Origin of the sequence: Streptomyces sp. NPDC048018 (genome assembly GCF_043202995.1) — a bacterium.
GTDB lineage: Bacteria > Actinomycetota > Actinomycetes > Streptomycetales > Streptomycetaceae > Streptomyces.
The window spans coordinates 910,262-928,485 of record NZ_JBIDBK010000001.1 but is presented as its reverse complement, the minus strand read 5'-3'; the positions used below and the strand labels follow the sequence as shown (position 1 = coordinate 928,485).

The 18,224-nt window shown below is 73.0% G+C and carries 16 protein-coding genes; 9 read left to right on the top strand and 7 right to left on the bottom strand.

The genetic code is table 11. The features are described from left to right. Nucleotides 1-46: 46 nt before the first annotated feature. Nucleotides 47-1,396, top strand: a complete 1,350-nt coding sequence (locus ACGF1Z_RS04215) for an FAD-dependent monooxygenase (protein WP_392999671.1) — start codon at nt 47-49, stop codon at nt 1,394-1,396. Nucleotides 1,397-1,430: 34 nt separating this feature from the next. Here ACGF1Z_RS04215 and ACGF1Z_RS04210 read toward each other — a convergent pair whose 3' ends face one another. Together ACGF1Z_RS04210 and ACGF1Z_RS04205 are read right to left on the bottom strand one after the other, a co-directional pair. Then, nucleotides 1,431-1,928, bottom strand: coding sequence for a carboxymuconolactone decarboxylase family protein (locus tag ACGF1Z_RS04210; protein WP_392999669.1), 498 nt, complete (start codon nt 1,926-1,928; stop codon nt 1,431-1,433). Nucleotides 1,929-2,171: 243 nt separating this feature from the next. After that, a complete protein-coding gene (locus ACGF1Z_RS04205) occupies nt 2,172-2,714 on the bottom strand; it encodes a GNAT family N-acetyltransferase (RefSeq protein ID WP_392999667.1) in 543 nt (180 codons plus the stop codon). A gap of 385 nt (nt 2,715-3,099) precedes the next feature. On the opposite strand from ACGF1Z_RS04205, the gene ACGF1Z_RS04200 reads away from it, so the two are divergent. After that, nucleotides 3,100-4,290 (top strand): cytochrome P450, encoded by a 1,191-nt coding sequence (locus ACGF1Z_RS04200; protein WP_392999665.1) that lies wholly within the window; start codon nt 3,100-3,102, stop codon nt 4,288-4,290. 109 nt (nt 4,291-4,399) lie between these two features. Here the strand turns inward: ACGF1Z_RS04200 and ACGF1Z_RS04195 are convergent, their stop codons facing one another. From ACGF1Z_RS04195 to ACGF1Z_RS04185, 3 genes are all read right to left on the bottom strand, one after another. Further along, complete coding sequence (locus tag ACGF1Z_RS04195) at nt 4,400-5,677, bottom strand: MFS transporter (RefSeq protein WP_393000312.1); 1,278 nt, start codon at nt 5,675-5,677, stop codon at nt 4,400-4,402. 72 nt (nt 5,678-5,749) lie between these two features. Continuing rightward, the gene (locus ACGF1Z_RS04190) at nt 5,750-7,123 is read right to left on the bottom strand and encodes a GH1 family beta-glucosidase (protein WP_392999663.1); all 1,374 of its coding nucleotides are present in this window, start codon (nt 7,121-7,123) and stop codon (nt 5,750-5,752) included. Between the two features lie 438 nt (nt 7,124-7,561). Then, nucleotides 7,562-8,227, bottom strand: a complete 666-nt coding sequence (locus tag ACGF1Z_RS04185; RefSeq protein WP_392999661.1) for a TetR/AcrR family transcriptional regulator — start codon at nt 8,225-8,227, stop codon at nt 7,562-7,564. A gap of 223 nt (nt 8,228-8,450) precedes the next feature. Here ACGF1Z_RS04185 and ACGF1Z_RS04180 point away from each other — a divergent pair, with 223 nt between their 5' ends. Beyond that, nucleotides 8,451-10,751, top strand: coding sequence for a FlgD immunoglobulin-like domain containing protein (locus tag ACGF1Z_RS04180; protein ID WP_392999659.1), 2,301 nt, complete (start codon nt 8,451-8,453; stop codon nt 10,749-10,751). A gap of 101 nt (nt 10,752-10,852) precedes the next feature. On the opposite strand, the gene ACGF1Z_RS04175 is transcribed toward ACGF1Z_RS04180, so the two are convergent. Continuing rightward, on the bottom strand, nt 10,853-11,428 hold the full coding sequence (locus ACGF1Z_RS04175; RefSeq protein WP_392999657.1) for a helix-turn-helix domain-containing protein: 576 nt from the start codon (nt 11,426-11,428) through the stop codon (nt 10,853-10,855). Nucleotides 11,429-11,547: 119 nt separating this feature from the next. Between ACGF1Z_RS04175 and ACGF1Z_RS04170 the strand changes: the two genes are divergently transcribed. The 4 genes from ACGF1Z_RS04170 (at nt 11,548) to ACGF1Z_RS04155 (ending at nt 14,050) form a co-directional block, all read left to right on the top strand. Further along, nucleotides 11,548-12,384, top strand: coding sequence for an EamA family transporter (locus tag ACGF1Z_RS04170; protein WP_392999655.1), 837 nt, complete (start codon nt 11,548-11,550; stop codon nt 12,382-12,384). Nucleotides 12,385-12,413: 29 nt separating this feature from the next. Beyond that, the gene (locus ACGF1Z_RS04165) at nt 12,414-13,061 is read left to right on the top strand and encodes an FMN-binding negative transcriptional regulator (RefSeq protein WP_392999653.1); all 648 of its coding nucleotides are present in this window, start codon (nt 12,414-12,416) and stop codon (nt 13,059-13,061) included. A gap of 38 nt (nt 13,062-13,099) precedes the next feature. Beyond that, the gene (locus ACGF1Z_RS04160) at nt 13,100-13,807 is read left to right on the top strand and encodes a B3/4 domain-containing protein (protein WP_392999651.1); all 708 of its coding nucleotides are present in this window, start codon (nt 13,100-13,102) and stop codon (nt 13,805-13,807) included. Nucleotides 13,808-13,921: 114 nt separating this feature from the next. After that, the gene (locus ACGF1Z_RS04155) at nt 13,922-14,050 is read left to right on the top strand and encodes a hypothetical protein (protein ID WP_392999649.1); all 129 of its coding nucleotides are present in this window, start codon (nt 13,922-13,924) and stop codon (nt 14,048-14,050) included. A 41-nt stretch (nt 14,051-14,091) separates the two neighbouring features. On the opposite strand, the gene ACGF1Z_RS04150 is transcribed toward ACGF1Z_RS04155, so the two are convergent. Continuing rightward, nucleotides 14,092-15,477, bottom strand: coding sequence for a GH1 family beta-glucosidase (locus tag ACGF1Z_RS04150; protein WP_392999647.1), 1,386 nt, complete (start codon nt 15,475-15,477; stop codon nt 14,092-14,094). A gap of 219 nt (nt 15,478-15,696) precedes the next feature. Here ACGF1Z_RS04150 and ACGF1Z_RS04145 point away from each other — a divergent pair, with 219 nt between their 5' ends. Both ACGF1Z_RS04145 and manA read left to right on the top strand, forming a co-directional pair. Beyond that, nucleotides 15,697-16,677: an ROK family protein gene (locus ACGF1Z_RS04145; protein ID WP_392999645.1), complete on the top strand. Its 981-nt coding sequence runs from the start codon at nt 15,697-15,699 to the stop codon at nt 16,675-16,677. Between the two features lie 240 nt (nt 16,678-16,917). Then, entirely contained in the window at nt 16,918-18,156 is a 1,239-nt protein-coding gene (manA, locus tag ACGF1Z_RS04140) for a mannose-6-phosphate isomerase, class I (protein ID WP_392999643.1), read from the top strand. Nucleotides 18,157-18,224: the final 68 nt, after the last annotated feature.

Below are 18,224 nucleotides of genomic sequence, written 5' to 3'. Positions count from 1 at the left end.
AGCGGCGGGTGAGCACCCGGTGAGCGCCCCCGGACAAGCTCGTTCCATGACGAACACGCAGAAGAACACGCAGAAGAACGCGCAGAAGAACACGCAGCCGATCGCGAAGCACGCCCCCGGCCGGAGCGCGGGGCACGACGCGCGGCAGAGCACGCGGCAGCAGCCCGAAGGCAGCGCCGCGGCCGGCAGCGGCATCGGCAGCGGTGGCGGCCGGAAGCTCTCGGTCCTCATCTCCGGCGCCTCGGTCGCCGGCCCCGCCCTCGCCCACTGGCTCCGACGCCACGGCTTCGAGGCGACGATCGTGGAGCGCGCCCCCGCGCTGCGCGACGGCGGCTACGCCGTCGACTTCCGCGGCGACGCCCACCTCTCGGTACTGCGCCGCATGGGCATCCTGGACGCCGTCGAGAGCGCCCGCACGGGCGTCGGCTCCATGTCGTACGTCAACGCGACCGGCAAGCCCGTCGCGAAGCTGCCCGCGGACCTGTTCGCGGGGGACGTCGAGATCCTCCGGGGCGACCTGGCACGCATCCTGTACGACGAGACGAGCCCGTACACCGAGTACCTCTTCGGCGACTCCGTCACCTCGCTCACCGAGGACGCGAACGGCGTCTCCGTCACCTTCGAACGCAGCGCGCCGCGCCGCTTCGACCTGGTGGTCGGCGCCGACGGGCTGCACTCCACCACCCGCCGGCTGGCCTTCGGGCCGGAGGAGGACTTCGTCAAGCACCTCGGTGTCTACTGCGCCGTCTTCACCACCGCCAACCACCTGGGGCTCGACCACACCGGCCACGCCTACCGCACCGCGAACCGGATGGTGGCGATGTACAGCGCCCGGCACAACGCCGAGGCGAAGGCGGTCTTCTACTTCGGCTCCCCGGACCTGGACCTGGACCGCCGGGACGTCACCCGCCAACAGGACCTGCTGAGGGCCAAGTTCGCCGGGGGCGGCTGGCAGAGCGACCGGCTGCTGCACGAGATGCGCCACGCGCCCGACTTCTACTTCGACTCCGTCAGCCAGGTCCGCATGGACAGCTGGTCGCGCGGCCGGATCGTGCTGCTCGGCGACGCCGCGTACTGCCCGTCCTCGCTCTCGGGCATGGGCTCCGGCCTCGCTCTCGTCGGCGCCTACGTCCTCGCCGGCGAACTCGCGGCCGCCGGCGGCGACCACGCGGTCGCCTTCGCCCGCTACGAGCGCGAGATGCGGGCGTACGCCGAGGGCTGCCAGAAGATGGGCGACGGTGTCGCCGGTCTCATGGTGCCGGGCAGCCGCTTCGCCGCCGCGGCCCTCAACCGCTACTACAAGCTCATGCCGTACCTCCCGGGCAAGAACATGGCAGCCAGGATCGCCCGCAGGACCGCCGAGAACATCACCCTGCGCGACTACCCGGCGGCGTGACCCGCACGCCGCCGTGCGCCGCGTCCCCGTGGGGTCAGTCCCACTGCTGGGCGGCGAGGGAGGCGACCGGCTGCGGCTTGCCGATGACGGCCAGGGCGATGAAGAAGTTGATCTGCCCGATCGCGATGGTCAGCGTCGCCAGGGCCTTCTCGTCGTAGTGCTTCGCCGCCTCGGCGTACAGCTCGTCGCTGACCCGCTCCCGACCGGTCGGGGTCGGCTGCAGGGTGGCCTCGACCAGGGCCAGGGCCGCACGCTCGGCCGCGGTGAAGTACGGGGCGTCCTGCCAGGACGCGACGGCGGTGATGCGCTCCTCGGACTCGCCTGCCTTCCTCAGGAAGCCGGTGTTCAGGATCGTCAGGTAGGTGTTGTTGACGATCTGCCCGGCTCGCAGGTGGATCAGGTTGAACGTGGTCCGCGGCACGGACTGGTTCCCGGTGGCCCGGAAAAGGGCGGCGCTGATGTCGGCCAGCTCGGGCACGAACTCGCCCGGGTTCGGCATCCGGGAGATCGAGGAGGTCGTCGGCTTCGTCATGGTCTCTCTCCTTCGCAGGGCCTCGCGGGCCCTTCTGGGGCCTTGCGGGGCGGCGCCTTCGGTGTCTTCACAGCACTGACGCAGCGAGGAGCGGGAGTGTGACCGGAATCGGGAACAAGTTTTGCCGGGGCCTCCGGGGTCTGTCCGGAAGCGGACAGCGAAGGTGGCAGGGGGCGAGATGCGGGTAGTCGGTGCGGGCACCCGGGCACGTCGCGCGACGTGCCCGGGTGCATGGCGCGGCCGCTAGACCGTCGCGTCCTGCTTCCAGTCGCGTACGAGGAGCCCGAGCAGCACCTCGTCGAGGAACTCGCCCATCACCCAGGCCGAGGAGCGCAGGACGCCCTCGCGGACGAAGCCGTTGCGCTCGGCGGAGCGGAGCATCCCGGTGTTGTCCGCCAGCGTCTCGATCTGCAGCCGGTGCAGGCTGCGTACGACGAAGGCGTAGTGGCACAACACCGCGACGACGTCGGTGCCGTAGCCCTTGCCGCGGCAGGACGGCAGCAGCCCGAGCCCGATGTGCGCGGTCCGGTTGTGGGTGTCGATGCCCCACAGCGTCGCGGTGCCGATGAGGGTGCCGCCCTCCCGCTCCACCACGGAGAACTGGACGCTGCTCTGCTGGGTGTCGTCCACCACGAGCCGGGGGTCCTGCGAGTCGGGCTTGATCGGTCGCCACGGACCGCCCTCGGCACGCGAGGCGTTGACCACGTCGTCGTAGAGCTCGGTCCGCAGGATCGGGATGTCGTCCTCGTGACGGGCCCTCAGCCCGACCTTGGTGCCTTTTAGCATGATGGCTTCTTATCGGCCCGGGACGGAGGTCGGCAAACCAATTTGTGTGCCGGGCCGCCGGGTTGTGTGGGGGCGCGTCCGCCCCGCGCACCACCGTCACCTTGAGCGGTGGGGCGGCCCCGGACGGGGGCGGCGATGTGGTCGGCCGCCGCGGATCGGTGCATCGTCGCGGGCCGAGGAGAGGCCCCGGGGGTGGGGGCGCGCGTGCGATATTGCCTTCGCTGGCCATCATTGCAACGTATCGTTGCGTTCGATCCCTTCGTCATTGCTTCAATTTATGCACTGCGAACTGCGGATACGGGAAAAGCGAGATTGACCGTTCTCTGAACGCAACGTAGCTTTCGTGATGCGTCAAACGCGTGGCGCCGCGAGCTGAGGAATGGTCATGAGCGAATCCCTGCACACCGTCACGGCGCTTCCGGCGGAGCGTCGGTCCGGTTGTCCCTTCGACCCGCCGGCCGAGCTGACCGAGGCCCGCCGGCACGGCCCGATCAGCCGCTACACCCACCCCGGCGGCAAGCCCGGCTGGATGGTCACCGGGCACGAACTCGTCCGGTCGATCCTGGCCGACCCGCGCTTCAGCTCCCGCAAGGAGCTCATGAACGTGGTCGACTTCGAGCTCCCGCCGGCCCCGCCCGGGGAGTTCCTCCTCATGGACGAACCCCAGCACAGCCGCTACCGGAAGCCGCTGGTGGGCAAGTTCACCGCGCGCCGGATGCGGCTGCTCACCGAACGCGTCGAGCAGATCACCGCCGACTGCCTGGACGCGATGGAGGCGGCGGGACCGTCGGCCGACCTCGTGGCCGCCTTCGCCAAGCCGATCCCCACCATGGTCATCTGCGAGCTGCTGGGCGTGCCGTACGAGGACCGCGACTCCTTCCAGGAGCAGATCGACACCTTCATGAGCGGCGAGTCGAGCGACGAGGACCTGATCGCCGCCTACACGGCGACCCAGGAGTACCTCGCGCGGCTGGTGGCCGCGAAGCGCGCGAACCCCACCGACGACGTCCTCAGCGAGCTGACCGACGGCGACCTGACCGACGAGGAGCTGAGGGGCATCAGCCTGATCCTCCTCGCCGCCGGTTTCGACACCACCGCCAACATGCTCTCCCTCGGCACCTTCGCCCTGCTGCAGCACCCCGACCAGCTCGCCGCGCTGCGCTCGGAGCCCGAACTCGTCGACCAGGCCGTGGAGGAGCTGCTCCGCTATCTGAGCGTCGCCAAGTCGTTCCACCGGACGGCGCTGGAGGACGTGGAGGTGGGCGGCCACACCATCGAGGCGGGCACCACGGTCGTCCTCTCGTACCACACCGCCAACCGCGACCCCGAGCGCTACGAGGACCCCCACGTCCTCGACCTCCGCCGCAGGTCCGGCGGCCACCTGGCCTTCGGCCACGGCATCCACCTGTGTCTCGGCGCGCAGCTGGCCCGCATCGAGATGCGCGTGGCCCTTCCGGCCCTCCTCGGACGCTTCCCGACCCTGCGCCTGGCCGTCCCGGCCGACGAGGTCGCCCTGCGCCCGGAGACCGCGGACATCTACGGGGTGAAGAGCCTTCCGGTCGCCTGGGACGCGTGACCGCCGGACAGCGGCGGGCCGGGGCCACCGGACGGCGACCGGCAGGCGGCGCCGGGCGGCGCCGGGGCGGGAGGCCCGGGGGCCCCGGGACGGGTCCCGCGGTCCCGGGTCAGGCCACCCCGCGGATGCGTCCGACGAGGAGGCCGCCCACGAGGGTGGCCAGGGCGGCGGTGAGGTAGAGGCCGGTGTAGCCGCCGGCGTGGGCGATGACCGGGGAGGCCAGGGCGGGGGCGAGGACCTGGGGGCCGGAGTTGGCGATGTTGATGACACCGAGGTCCTTGGCGCGGTCGGCGGCCTCGGGCAGCACCTGGGTGACCAGGGCCTGGTCGACGGCGAGGTAGATCCCGTACCCGGCACCGAGGACCGCCGCCGCCGCGAGGGCGGACGGCCAGGTGTGGAGCAGGGCGAGCAGGAGGGCCGCCGCGGCCATGATCAGGGAGCTCAGGACGACGAAGCCCTTGCGGCGCCCCACGCGGTCGGAGAGCACGCCGGCCGGGATCGCCGTGAGCGCGGCACACAGGGTGTAGACGACCGTGAGGATCAGGACGCCGGTCCCCGGGTCGGCGTGGTGGACCGCGTCCGCCAGGAAATAGAAGAGGTAGAGCGTCCCGAGCGCGTTGCCCAGGTTGACGAGGAACCGCGTCAGCCAGGCCCAGCCGAAGTCCGGGTGCCGGCGCGGACTCACCCAGAAGGAGCGGGCGAAGGAGCGCGGGGCGAAGGGCGGGCGCAGGGACCGGGGCAGCACCGGCTCGCCGTGACGCAGGACGAAGGGGAGCGCGAGCCCGACGGTGAGCAGGGCGAGGACGCCGTAGCCGGACGGAACGCCCGTCACGAGCGCGGTGGTGATCAGCGCGCCGAGGACCAGGCCGAGGGACTGCGTCAGCCCGGTCCAGCCGGAGACCTGCGCGCGCTGGGCGACCGGCACGCGGTCGGCTATCGGGGTGGTGACCCCGGCCAGCATCGCGTTGAGGCCCGCCTGCGCCAGGCACCAGCCCAGCGCGACGCCTGCCACCGTGTGCTGCGAGGCGGTGAAGGCGAGTCCCGCCGCGCCGGCGAGCGCGCCCCCGAGGATCCACGGCCGCCGGCGCCCGAACCGGCTCGTGGTCCGGTCCGACCAGGCGCCGGCGACGGGGTTGACCAGCACGGCGACGAGCGCGCCGAGCCCGGTGACGAGCGACAGGGCCGTGTTCTTGCCGGCCGGGTCGATCCGTTCGAGCTGCAGCGGCAGCAGGATCTGGATGGGCGTCATGAAGGCCATGAAGACGGCGAGCGTGGCGAGCGAGAGCCCCGCCGTCCAGCCCGCCCCGACCGGGACGGTGGGTTCGGCGAGGACGGCGCCGGCGGCTGCCGGACCCGTCGGGTCGTGCGCGTCACCCGTGCCGCGCACACCACTCACGACTCCCGGGTCCAGGGGCTCTCTCGCGTCTCCAGCCGGGGCGTGGGTCATCGGATACCCCGCTCAGGGCCGGTGGGCGGCGATGAGGTCGCGGTACCAGGCGAAGCTCGCGCGCGGCGTGCGCAGTCCGGTGGCGAAGTCGACCTCGACCAGGCCGAAGCGCTGGTGGTAGCCCTCTGCCCACTCGAAGTTGTCGAGCAGCGACCACGTGAAGTAGCCGCGCACGTCGACCCCTCGGGCGCTCGCCTCGGCGACCGCGGCGATGTGGCCGGCGAGGTAGTCGATCCGTGCCTGGTCCTCCGTCCCGGCCGGCTGCGAGCAGCCGTTCTCGGTGATCCACAGCGGCGGAAGGGCTTCGCCGTAACGGGCCTTGAGCCCGGTGAGCAGTTCGGTGAGCCCGTCGGGGACGACCGGCCAGCCGAACGCGGTCCTCTCGTACGTCTCCTCGGGCTCGGCCAGGTCGAAGGGCAGTCCGCCGGAGGGATCGGCCGGAGCGGTGATCCAGGTCGGGTTGTAGTAGTTGATGCCCAGCCCGTCCAACGGCTGCGCGACGGACGCGAGATCGCCGTCGCGCACGATGCCGCCCCAGCTCTCGTCGGTCATGCCGTAGGGCGAGAGGTCGGGGTAACGGCCCAGCAGGACGGGGTCGTTGAAGAGCCGGTTGTGCAGGACGTCGTACGCCGAGGCCGCCGCCGCGTCCTCGTCCGCCCGGGCGTCCGAACGCAGGCGGACGGGCGTGCAGTTGTTGGCGATCAGCACGTGCGCGCCGGGGACGTTCGTCCGCAGCGCGGTGGTCGTGAGGCCGTGGGCGAGGAGCTGGTGGTGCGCGACGGGGAGGGCGTCCAGCAGCAGGGCGCGGCCGGGGGCGTGGACGCCGAACCCGTAGCCGAACGACATGTGCACGAAGGGCTCGTTGAGGGTGATCCAGCGCTTCACCCGGTCCCCGAGCCGCTCCGCGACCACCGTGGCGTACTCGGCGAAGTGGTACGCGGTGTCGCGGTTCAGCCATCCGCCCTCGTCCTCCAGGGCCTGGGGCAGGTCCCAGTGGAACAGGGTCGGCGTGGGCTCGATCCCGGCGTCGAGCAGCGCGTCGACCAGCCGGTCGTAGAAGTCCAGGCCCCGGGGCTCGACCTTGCCCGCACCAGCCGGCAGGACGCGCGGCCACGCGATCGAGAAGCGGTACGCGTCGAGCCCGAGCCGGCGCATCAGTGCGACGTCCTCGTCGAACCGGTGGTAGTGGTCGCAGGCGACGTCGCCCGTGTGCCCGTCCAGGACGGCACCGGGACGGCGCACGAAGGTGTCCCAGATCGACGCGCCCTTGCCGTCCTCGTCGGCCGCGCCCTCGATCTGGTACGCGGCGGTCGAGGCGCCCCAGACGAAGTCGGCCGGGAGTCGGGGAACCCGGGTCGGATCGGCGGAGCTGGCTGTCACAGGCACCTGCCTTCAACGCTGAAGCGGGACTTGGTCACGTGGCCGGGCACGCCGTTCACGGCGAGCGGGAACGTAACATGAACACACGTTCACGTTCTAGGGGTGAGCGAGACCCGCTGCGGGGCCGCTGCGGGACCGGGAGGGCGTGCGACCGGAGCGGGGCCGATGCCGGCCAGGGCGCGAGACCTGCGCGGCCACGCCGGACCGCCGCAGCGAGACCAGGGCGCCATGCCGGACCGCGCCGGGCCGGACGGGTCGGCGTGAGGCCGACCGCAGCGAGACCCGGGCGCCATGCCGGACCGCGCCGGGCCGGGGCCTGAGCGTCATGCCGGACCGCGCCCGGCCGAGGCCTGAGCGCCGCGCCGGACCCGGGTCGTCGGCTGGACCGGCAGGGGCGAGGTCCGCGGGTCCCGTCCGGGCCCGCTCCCGGTGCGCCCCCCGTTGCTAATCGCCCGCGTCGGCGGCCAACCGGCCGCGCAGGTCGCCCCAGTACGCGTTCAGCATGTGCTTGAGCTCGTCCAGCGTCTCCGGGTCCGGTTCGCCGTCACCCTTGTGCGCCTCGTGCAGGACGGCGTTGGCGGCCCACACCACCATCCGCGACGCGCGGCGCGCCCGCTCACCGCCGGGCGCGCCCGTCAGGTGCTCCATGATCTGCTGCAGCCCCTCGGCCACGACCCCGTTGCTCGCCTCGTCGGCGCGCGCGAGCTCGGGGCTCAGGTGCCGGCCGGCCCACAGCGCCATACCGCCCCGCTGGGACCGGAAGAGTTCGGCGTAGACGTCGACCGTCGTGCCGACCAGGTCGGTGAGCTCACCCGCGAGGGCCCGCGCGACGAGATCGTCGATGGCGGCCCTGAACGCCTCCAGGTAGCGCTGCCCGAGGGCGTCCACGACGGCGCTCTTGTCGGGATAGAACTGGTAGATGCTGCCGACGGGCGCGCCCGCCTCCTCGGCTATCCGGCGTATGGTCAGCGCTTCGTACCCCTCCCGCGCCAGGATCCGGTCGGCGGCCCCGAGGATCGCCTCGACCCGCGCCCGGCTCCGCGCCTGCTGCGGCCTCCGCCGCACCCGCCCCGCCGCCTCCGGCGCTCCCGCCTCCGTCACCACGGTCACCCCACGTCCCCGGTCGCCCGACGAAATGGAGGAACGTAACACGGGCCCGGATTCCGGCCGGTTCACCCGGGGCGGGTCGGGAGCACGAGCGAAGCCCCCGCCCCGTCGAACGGGTTACCGGGGGCGACGCAAAGGGCGTGCACAACTCCCGTCTCGATGTGTAGTGTTAACCGCGTTCACAGCTCGATACCAGAATTTCGCCTGTTAACACATGGGGGGTCAGGTGTCTCGTCACCTGCGCGCAACCAGCCGCACCGCACGTACCCGGCGTACCGCCACCGCGGCCGCCGTCGCCGTCGTCCTCGCCGCAGGATCGGCCGTCGTGCTGCCGGCCACCGCTCACGCGGCGGAGGCCGCCGAGGCCGCCGAGGTCCGCATACCCGCTCCGGACGCGTACGGCGACGGACCCGAGACGCTGCTGGCGACCGGCAGCCAGGGCGTACTGCACCGCGAGGGCGGCGGCTACCTCTGGACCAACACGTACAACGCGGCCACCAAGCCGGTTCCGGAGCTCGACGGCGTACCGGAGGGTGCGATCGTCCAGGGCCACGACGAGTTCAACCGCGTCATCCACACCAGGCCGCGCGAGGACGGCGGCACGGACGTCGTGCGGATCGGCGTCGAGGATCCCGGCTTCACCAGGACCACCACCCTGCCCGCCGGCTACCTCAATCCGCGGATCGCCAACGGCTGGGTGCTGGCCACCGTGGACCGGGGCGACGGAACGTACCAACTGCGCGTGGCACGCGGCGGGGACCCGGCCGCCGACCCCGTCGTGCAGCTCCCCGCCGGAGCCACCACCGGAGCCGAACCCGTGCTGCTCGGCGCCCAGTCCAACCGGCTCGTGATCGGATACCGGTCCGCCGACGGCACCCCGGGCTACGGCATCCTCACCGCGTACAACGGCACCGTCGAGCCGCTGCCCGTGAGCGGCGAGGCGAGCGGCTTCCGGATCACGCAGGACACCGTCAGCTGGTTCACCCGTGACGGGCAGCCGGGCGTGCGCGTCATGGCGCGCGCCGACATGTCCGCCGCCCCGCGCGTCGTGCCGCTCGCCACGCAGTCGGCCGACAGCGAGGTCACGGCCTTCGTCGTGGGCGACAACGTGCTCTGGCGCGAGGGCGACGGCGGACCCCTGCGCCTCACCCCCTTCGCCGGGGCGGAGGCCGAGCGGACGCTGCTGAGCGACGTCGAGACGACCTTCCTGCGCTCCGAGGGCGGGGGTTCGCTGGTCGCCCTCGGAAAGAACGCGGAAGGCAGGCGCGCCATCCACCACTTCAGCGTGGACGGTTCCGGACTCGTCTTCGATCTGCTCCTGCGCGAGGTGCCCGGGGTCACGACGGCGGAGGGCAGCATCCAGGCGCTGAGTCTCGACCGTGGGCGGCTGCGGTACGTCAACTCCCTGGCCGGCAAGGAGACGTTGCACGGCGCGGGCATCGGGTCGGGTCTCGACCCGGCGAGGGGAGCGGCGCTCGCCGACCACCCCGGCCCGGCGGCGGGCCGCTTCGCCGACGGGACCGACGAGGGGCTGGCCCGCCTGGTCCGTGACCCGGACACGGGCGCCGACGTGCTCGTGACCGGCGACGACCCGGAGCACCCGACCGACAGCTTCACGCTTCCGGGCAAGGACGGCCGGATCCTGGACACGGCACCGGAGTTCGTGCTGTACGAGGCGGCCGGACGGCAGTACGTGGTGGACACCGCACGCGACGTCGTCGTCCGCGAGCAGCGCGCGCAGGCCGCCGCACTGGAGCAGAAGTGGCTGCTCAAGCCCGCGCCGAGGAATCCCGGAGCGGTGAACGTGGTCGACCTGGTCACCGGCAGGGTGACCGAGACCGTCGCGCTGGGCACCGCATGCGTCCCGGACGAGCTCCAGCGCAGCGGCACCCTGCTGTACTGGAGCTGCGCCTCCGCGGGTACGGCAGGAGTGCGCGATCTGGCGACCGGGCACGCGTACCCGGCCCCGGCCTCGGGCGTCCTCCTGGGCGACCGCTTCCTGGCGCACCGCGACGCGGCCGGAGACCTGCGCCTCACGGCCCTGCGGGGCGACGGCGATACGGCCGATCTCGGCACCGTCACCGGCCTGAAGCAGTCCGCGCAGGGGGACGGACGCGGCACGACCTGGACCCTCGACCCGCGTGCGGGCAAGCTCGCGTGGGTCGACACGGACGACACCGTCCACGTCACCGCGCCCCAGCAAGGGGTCTCGCCCCTGCGCGTCGCCGGCAGCACGACACCCCGCGCGCTGGCCCGGACCGGGACCGCCGAGTGGGCCGCCGCCTGGTGGCTCTCCAAGCCCGCGGCGTCCTGGCGGCTGACGCTCACCGACCGTCGGACCGGCGAGGCGGTGCGCACCTGGACGGGTGGAGAGGCCCTCAGCGCCGTACGCGTCTCCTGGGACGGCAGGGACGGCGCCGGCACCCCGGTGGCGGCCGGCGCCTACACCTGGCTGCTGACCTCCGCTCCGTCCGACGGCGTCGGCGCAGAGGCGGCGGTCACGGGCGTCGTCAGGGTCACGGACTGACCAGTTAACCGCAGGTGGGCCGGCGCCCTCCCCTGGCTGTCGTCAGGTGGGGGCGCCGGCCTTACGGGTGCCCGGGGTGATCCTCCCCGGGCACGCGCCGGTCATGCGGGGCCGAGGGGCAGGTGGACGGTCATGATCAGGTGGCAGGTGCCGGTGCCCGACCCGCGGTAGGTGTGGGGGACGTCGCCGTCGAAGGTGGCGGTCTGCCCGGCCTCGACGCGGTGCTCGGTGCCGTCGACGACGAGCGTCATCTGTCCGGCGGTGACGCTCACGGTCTCCACGACGCCGGCCTGGTGCGGATGGCTGGGGTACTCCTCGCCCGGCTCCAGTCTCCAGCGCCAGACCTCCACCGGGGCCGGTCCCGAAGTGGTCAGCATGAGCCGTGCCTCGCCGCCCTTCTCCCCGGCCCACAGAGGCATGGCGGCGTCGGCGGACGCGATCCGGACGCGCCCTTCGGCGGGGCCTTCCATCAGTGCGGACACCGAGATGCCGAGGGTGTCGGCGAGGCGCACCAGCGTGGCGAAGTTCGGGTTTCCCTGGGCCTTCTCCAGGCCCACCAGGGCGCCTTTGCTGACTTTCGCGCGGCGGCCGAGCTCGTCCAGGGAGAGCCCTGCGCGGGTGCGGGCGGCGCGGACGTTGTGCGCGAGCGTCCGCAGTGCCGCCTCGGTCTCGGTCATCGGCTGTCCCCTCCGGCAGATGGTTCAGTGCACTGCACCATGCGGTCGTTCGGTTGACAGCAATCGGTCGGTGCGTTGTACGGTTCAGTCGTTCCATTGATAGTAAGGGATGTACACCCGTGATCGCTCTGCTGCTGGCTCTGGGCAGTTCTCTGGCCTACGGCTGTGCCGACTTCCTCGGCGGTCTCGGCGCCCGCAAGGCCCACGTCCTGTGCACCGTGATGATCGCCGCCCCGGCCTCGCTCGCCGTCGAGCTGCTGCTGTGGCCCTTCCTCGGCGCCTCGTTCGCCGTGCCGACCCTCGCGTGGGGCGCCGCCTCCGGTGTCGCGTCGGCCGCCGCGTTCGCCCTGCTCTACCGCACGCTCGCGATCGGCCCGATGAACGTGCTCTCGCCCGTGACCGCGCTGGTCTCGGCGATGCTGCCGGTCGCCGTCGGACTGCTGCAGGGCGAACACCTCGGCACGACCGGACTGGTCGGTCTGCCGCTGGCGCTCGCGGCGGTGGTGCTGGTCAGCGCCGGACACGGGGCCGGCAGTGCCCGCCCGTCGCGCACCGCGCTGCTGATGGCCTTCGGTGCGGGGGCCGCCATCGCCCTGCAACTGGTCTTCCTGCACCAGGCGCCGGCCGACAGCGGGGTCGGCCCGCTGATCGTCGGCCGCGCCGTGTCCTCCGCGGTCACCCTGGCCGCGGCCGGGCTGATGTCCAGGCGGCTGGGCCCGGAGAAGCCGGCCCACGCGATGTCCGCGGCGGCCGGTGTGCTGGACTCGGTGGCCAACCTGCTGTTCCTCCTCGCCGCCCGCAGCGGCGACCTGGCCGTCGTCGCCGTGATCACCGCCCTGTACCCGGCCGGCACCGTCCTGCTCGCCCGCAGCGTCCTGGCCGAGCGCGTCCACCGCGGCCAGCTGATCGGCCTGGGCACCGCCGCCGTCGCCGTCAGCCTCCTCGCCCTCGCCTGACCCCGCAACGAGCCCGAAAGGACCCGCGCATGTTCATCCAGCCCTGGGACGCCGCTCTGGACGACGACGAGTGGCAGAACTGGATCGCCGACGGCCACGACTTCGGTCTCCTCAGCGTCAACGGCCTGCCCGGCCGGGCACCGATCGTCGTGCCCACCCACTTCGCCGTCGACGGGCACACCCTGCTGGTCCACCTCGCCCGCCCCCACCCCGTATGGAACGCGATCGAAGCCGACCCCGACGTCACCTTCACCGTCACCGGCGACTACGCCTTCATCCCCGGCCCCTGGCGCGCCAAGCCCGGCACCCCGCCCACCGACGGCGTTCCGACCAGCTACTACGCGGCCGTCCAGTTCACCTGCCGGGCCACCGTCGCCGACGACCCGGCGGCCAAGGCCGAGCTGCTGCGCCGGCAGATGGCGCACTTCCAGCCCGACGGCGACCACGCCCCCATCGACCCCGACCAGCCGCCCTACGGGCGCATGCTGCCCGGCATCCGCGGCCTGCGCCTGGAGGTCACCGAGGTCCGCGCCAAGTTCACGTACGACGACCACGAACCCGTCGGGCAACGCACGGACACCGCCCGCCGGCTCGCCGAACGCGGCCGGCGGCTCGACGCGCCCACCGCAGCCCAGCAGCTGCGCCGCCTGGACCGCATCGGCCCCTGGAAAGCCTGACCCCACCCCGCCCGCACTCCCGGAAACCGGACTCCTCGATGACCACCTTCCGCATCAGCCCCGCCGTCGCGGACGCCTTCCCCGACACCCTCATCGCCGTCGTCACCGCCGACGGCCTGCGCGGCCACGAACCCTGGCCGGCCACCACGACCGCCCTGGAGGACCTGGAGCGGCAGCTCGCGGACGGCACCTGGGCGCCCGCCGACGAGACCGACCCGCGCATCGAGGCATGGCACACCGCCTACCGCGCCTTCGGCACCAACCCCCGCCGCATCCGCCCCAGCGTCGACGCCCTGGGCCGCCGCATGGCCAAGAAGGGCACCCTGCCCCGGATCAACCCGGCCGTCGACTCCTACAACGCCGTCTCCGTCCGCCACGGCCTGCCCGCCGGCGCCTTCGACCTGGACCACGTCACCGGCGACGTCGACATCCGGCACGCCGACGGCACCGAGACCTTCACCCCGCTCGGCGAACCCGAAACCGTCGAGAACCCCAAGCCCGGCGAGGTCGTCTACACGGACACCACCGACGTCCTCACCCGTCACTGGAACCACCGCGACGCCCACCGCACCCGCGTCACCGAGGACTCCACCCACGTCGCCTTCGTCCTCGAAACCCTCCACAGCGCCCGCGACGGCCACCTCCTCCGGACCGCCGTCGGCGACCTGCGCGACCTGCTCACCGCGCACGCCGCACGGAGCACCGTCCACTACCTCAGCCCGGAACATCCCGAGGCCGGCGTCTGAACCACGCTTCCGCGTACGCCGAACACGGCAGGACGCGAACCCACCGGCGCCGAGCCGGTCTGCCGCCCCTCACCTCCGGGACGCGGCACGCCCGGCCCCGGCGGTTCGATCGTCATGATGGACCTCGACCGGCGCGTCACGTTCTCGTACACGATGAACCGGCTGGGCGACGGACTGCTCGGCTCGCAGCGCGCCCATGACTACCTCAGGCATGTCTGCCGAGCCCTGGACTCCACCGCCTGAGGCCGGCCGTTCGGCCTCGGCCGTGCGCGCGGGCCCACTCCTCACGGTCTGTGCGCCCTCCCGGCGAGGAGCGACCGGTACCAGTGGTAGGACGCCTTGGGGGTGCGTCGCCCGGTCGGGAAGTCGACATGGACCAGCCCGAAGCGCTTGCTGTACCCGTAGGCCCACTCGAAGTTGTCCAGGAGGGACCAGACGCTGTACCCGCGCACGTCCACGCCGTCCGCCAGTGCTTCGGCGACCGCGTGGAGATGGCCCTCCAGGTAGGCGACGCGGTCGGTGTCGTGCACGCTGCCGTCGGGGGCGAGGGCGTCCTGTTCGGCGGAGCCGTTCTCGGTGATGTGGATCGGGGGAAGGGCCGTGCCGTAGCGGTCGCGGAGCGAGACGAGGAGCGTCCGGAGGGCGCCGGGGACGACGGGCCAGCCCATGGCGGTGTGACGGACGCCGGGGGTGGGGACCGCTTCGAAGCGGTTGTCCGTCGCGGTGCGGCGGGCGGGGTCGGGCTCGCGCCAGGGGGCGGCGCGCACCCTGGACGGCGTGTAGTAGTTGATGCCCAGGAAGTCCATCGGGGCCGATATGAGGGCGAGGTCGCCTTCGCGGCGGAAGGGCCGGCGTCCGATGAGCTCGCCCCAGGTGTCCGCCTCGGCGGCGGCGTAACTCCCCGTGAGCAGCGGGTCGGTCCACATCAGATTGCGCTGCGTCTCGGCGCGGAGGGCGGCCGCCACGTCAGCGTCCGCCGGGGTGGCGGGGGAGATGTGGTCGAGGTTGAGCGCGATGCCCGCCTCCCGGACACCGATGGCGCGCAGCGCCTCCATCGCCAGGCCGTGGCCGACCAGCAGATGGTGGGCCGCGGCCAGTGCCGGCGTCCCTTCGCGCGCTCCCGGGGCGTGCTCGCCGTCGGCGTACCCCAGGAAGGCGCTGCACCACGGCTCGTTGAGGGTGATCCAGCGGGGGACCCGGTCGTGCAGCCGCGCCGCGACGAGCTCCGTGTACTCCGCGAACCGCTCGGCGGTGTCCCGTGAGCGCCATCCGCCGAGGTCTTCCAGCGGCTGGGGAAGGTCCCAGTGGTAGAGCGTCACGACCGGCGTGACACCGGCCTCCAGCAGGTCGTCGACCAGGCGCTCGTAGAAGCCGAGCCCTCGCGGGTTCACCGGGCCTCGGCCGGAGGGCTGGATCCGCGGCCAGGCGACGGAGAAACGGTACGAGGCCACCCCGAGGTCCGCGAGCAGCGCGACGTCCTCCCGGTGGCGGCGGTAGTGGTCGCAGGCGGGGTCGCCGCTGGTGCCGTCCAGGACGGCGCCGCCGCGCCGGGCGAAGGTGTCCCAGATCGACGGTCCCCGGCCGTCCTCGTCCGTCGCACCCTCGATCTGGTACGCGGACGTGGCGGTGCCGAACTCGAAGCCGGAGGGGAAGGCCGTGAAGTCGGTCATGGCAGAGCACGTCCTTCGCTCGGGACAGGGGAGATCGGCTGCGGGAATCCAGAGCCGAGCATGAGGCGATTCCGTGTTTCCGTCCAGGATCAGAAGGCGGGAAGAGCTCGGTTTTACTAAACGGAGGCTGAACTGAACCAGTTAACTGGACAACGTTGTCATCGAGAGCTCAGAGTGTGTGCACCTTTTCCTGTTCGCGCTTACGGAAGGCTCGAGGCGATGATGTACGGAGCACTCGACATCGGGGGTACGAAGATCGCCGGCGCCCTGGTCGACGGCGAGGGCCGGCTGGTCGCCCGGTCCCGGCGAGCCACCCCGGCCCACGGCTCCGCGGCGGAGCTCATGGCCGAGGTGTCCGCCGTGCTGGAGGAACTGTCCGCCCGCCCCGAGTGGGCGGCCCTCTCCTGCCTGGGCATCGGCAGCGCGGGGCCCGTCGACACGGACGCCGGGACGGTCAGCCCGGTCAACATCCCGGCCTGGCGCTCCTTTCCGCTCGTGGACCGGGTACGGGAACACCCGCGGCTGCCGTCCGCGATCCGGCCCGTCCTCGTGGGCGATGCCGTGGCGATGACCGCGGCCGAGCACTGGGCGGGAGCCGCGAGGGGAGTGGACAACGCGCTCTGCATGGTCGTCTCCACCGGGGTGGGGGGTGGGCTGATCCTCAACGGCACCCTCCACCCGGGTCGCTCGGGAAACGCGGGCCACATCGGCCACATCACCGTGGAACAGGACGGCCCCCACTGCCCCTGCGGCGCGCGGGGCTGCGTCGAGCGCTTCGCCAGCGGCACCGCCATCGCCGCCCACGCCCTGCAGGCCGGGTGGACCCCGCGGCCCGGCACCGTCCCGACGGCCGCCGCCGTCGCGGAAGCGGCCCGCGAGGGGGACCCGAGGGCCCTGGCCGCCTTCGACCGGGCGGGCCGAGCCCTGGCCGCGGCCGTCGCGGCCACGGCGGCGCTGGTCGAACTCGACCTCGTGGTCGTGGGCGGCGGCGTCGCACAGTCCGGCGAGACGCTCCTCGGCCCGCTCCGCCGGCACCTCGCCGACTACGCCGTCCTGGACTTCACCCGTGGCGTCCCGGTGGTGCCGGCGGGGCTCGCGCTCGACGCGGGGCTGATCGGCGCGGCCGCGGTCGCCGCCGCGCCGGCCGGCCCGCCCCGCACGGCCGCCGGCGCCACCGGCGGCCTCGCACCCCGTTCGTGACCCGCGGGGGCCGGTGCCGCCGGCGGCCCCGCTGCTCGTTCGTGTCCCGCGGGGGCCGGTGCCGCCGGCGGTTCCGCTGCTCGTTCGTGTCCCGCGGGGGCCGGTGCCCCCGGCGGCCTCGCACCCCGTTCGTGTCCCCCGGAGGCCGGCGCCCCCGGCGGCCTCGCACCCGATCGTGACCCCCGGGGGCCGGCGCCCCCGGCGGCCCCGCACCCCGTCCGTACGCCCGGAAGAGAGCCCATGGACCTCCTCTCGAACACCGTCCAGCCCTACGCCTGGGGCTCCCGCACCGCCATCCCGCGTCTTATGGGAACCCCGCCCACGGGCGAGCCCCAGGCGGAGTTGTGGATGGGCGCCCATCCAGCCGCGCCGTCCCGCGTCGACCGCGGGCACGGGCCGCTGCCCCTGGACCGGGTGCTCCGCTCGGACCCGGCGACCGAACTCGGCCCGCCCACGCTGCGCCGGTTCGGGCCCCGGCTGCCGTTCCTGCTGAAACTGCTCGCCGCCGACGCCCCGCTCTCCTTGCAGGTCCACCCGGATCCCGCCCAGGCCGAAGCAGGCTTCGCGCTGGAGAACGCCCTCGGAGTGCCCTTGGACGCTCCGCACCGCACGTACCGGGACCCCCACCACAAGCCCGAGATGATCGTCGCCCTCACCCCCTTCGAGGGGCTGTGCGGTTTCCGGAGCCCTCCGCAGTGCGCCGACCTCCTGGACGCCCTTGCCGTACCCGCCCTCCGTCCGCATGCCGAGGTGCTGAGGACCCGGCCCGAGGCGGTCGCGCTCGCGGAGGTCTTCGCCGCCTTCCTCAGCCCGCCCGAAGGGCTCCTCGGCGCCGTCACCGCGGCCGTCACGGCCGTCGCGGCTCACGTCGGCCCGCACCAGAAGGACTTCGTCCGCTACGCGGAACTCACCCGGACTCACCCCGGTGACCCGGGCCTGCTGGCCGCCCTGATGCTGCACCGCGTCGAACTGCGACCGGGGGAGGCCCTGTTCCTCGGCGCCGGCGTCCCGCACGCGTACCTCTCCGGCCTCGGCGTGGAGATCATGGCGAACTCCGACAACGTCCTGCGCTGCGGGCTGACGTCCAAACACGTCGCCGCCGCCGAGTTGCTGCGCGTGGTCCGTTTCACCGCCCTGCCCAGCCGAGTCCTCACCCCCGCGGAACAGGCGGGTGAAGAGATCTACCCGATCCCCGTCGACGACTTCCGGCTGTCACGGTTCCGGCTCGGCGGCGGGGAGCCGCCGCGCCCGCTCCCCGCCGGGGCACCGCAGATCGTCCTGTGCGTGGCGGGGGCGGCGCGGCTCACCTCGGCCGCGAGGGGCGACACCCTGCGGATCGGACCGGGGCGTTCCGTCTACGTCCCCGCGGCCGAGACGGTCTCCCTCGAGGGAGAAGGGGTCGTCTTCCGCGCCACGGTCGGAATCGAGGTCGGGCCCGACGCGCCTCCGGTCGTCCACGGAAAGGCCAAGCGCACTTAACCGGTTAGGTCCTCTCTATTGTTTTCCGGCCCCGTTCCCCTCTAGCCTCGTCCTCGGTCGCCGAGGCG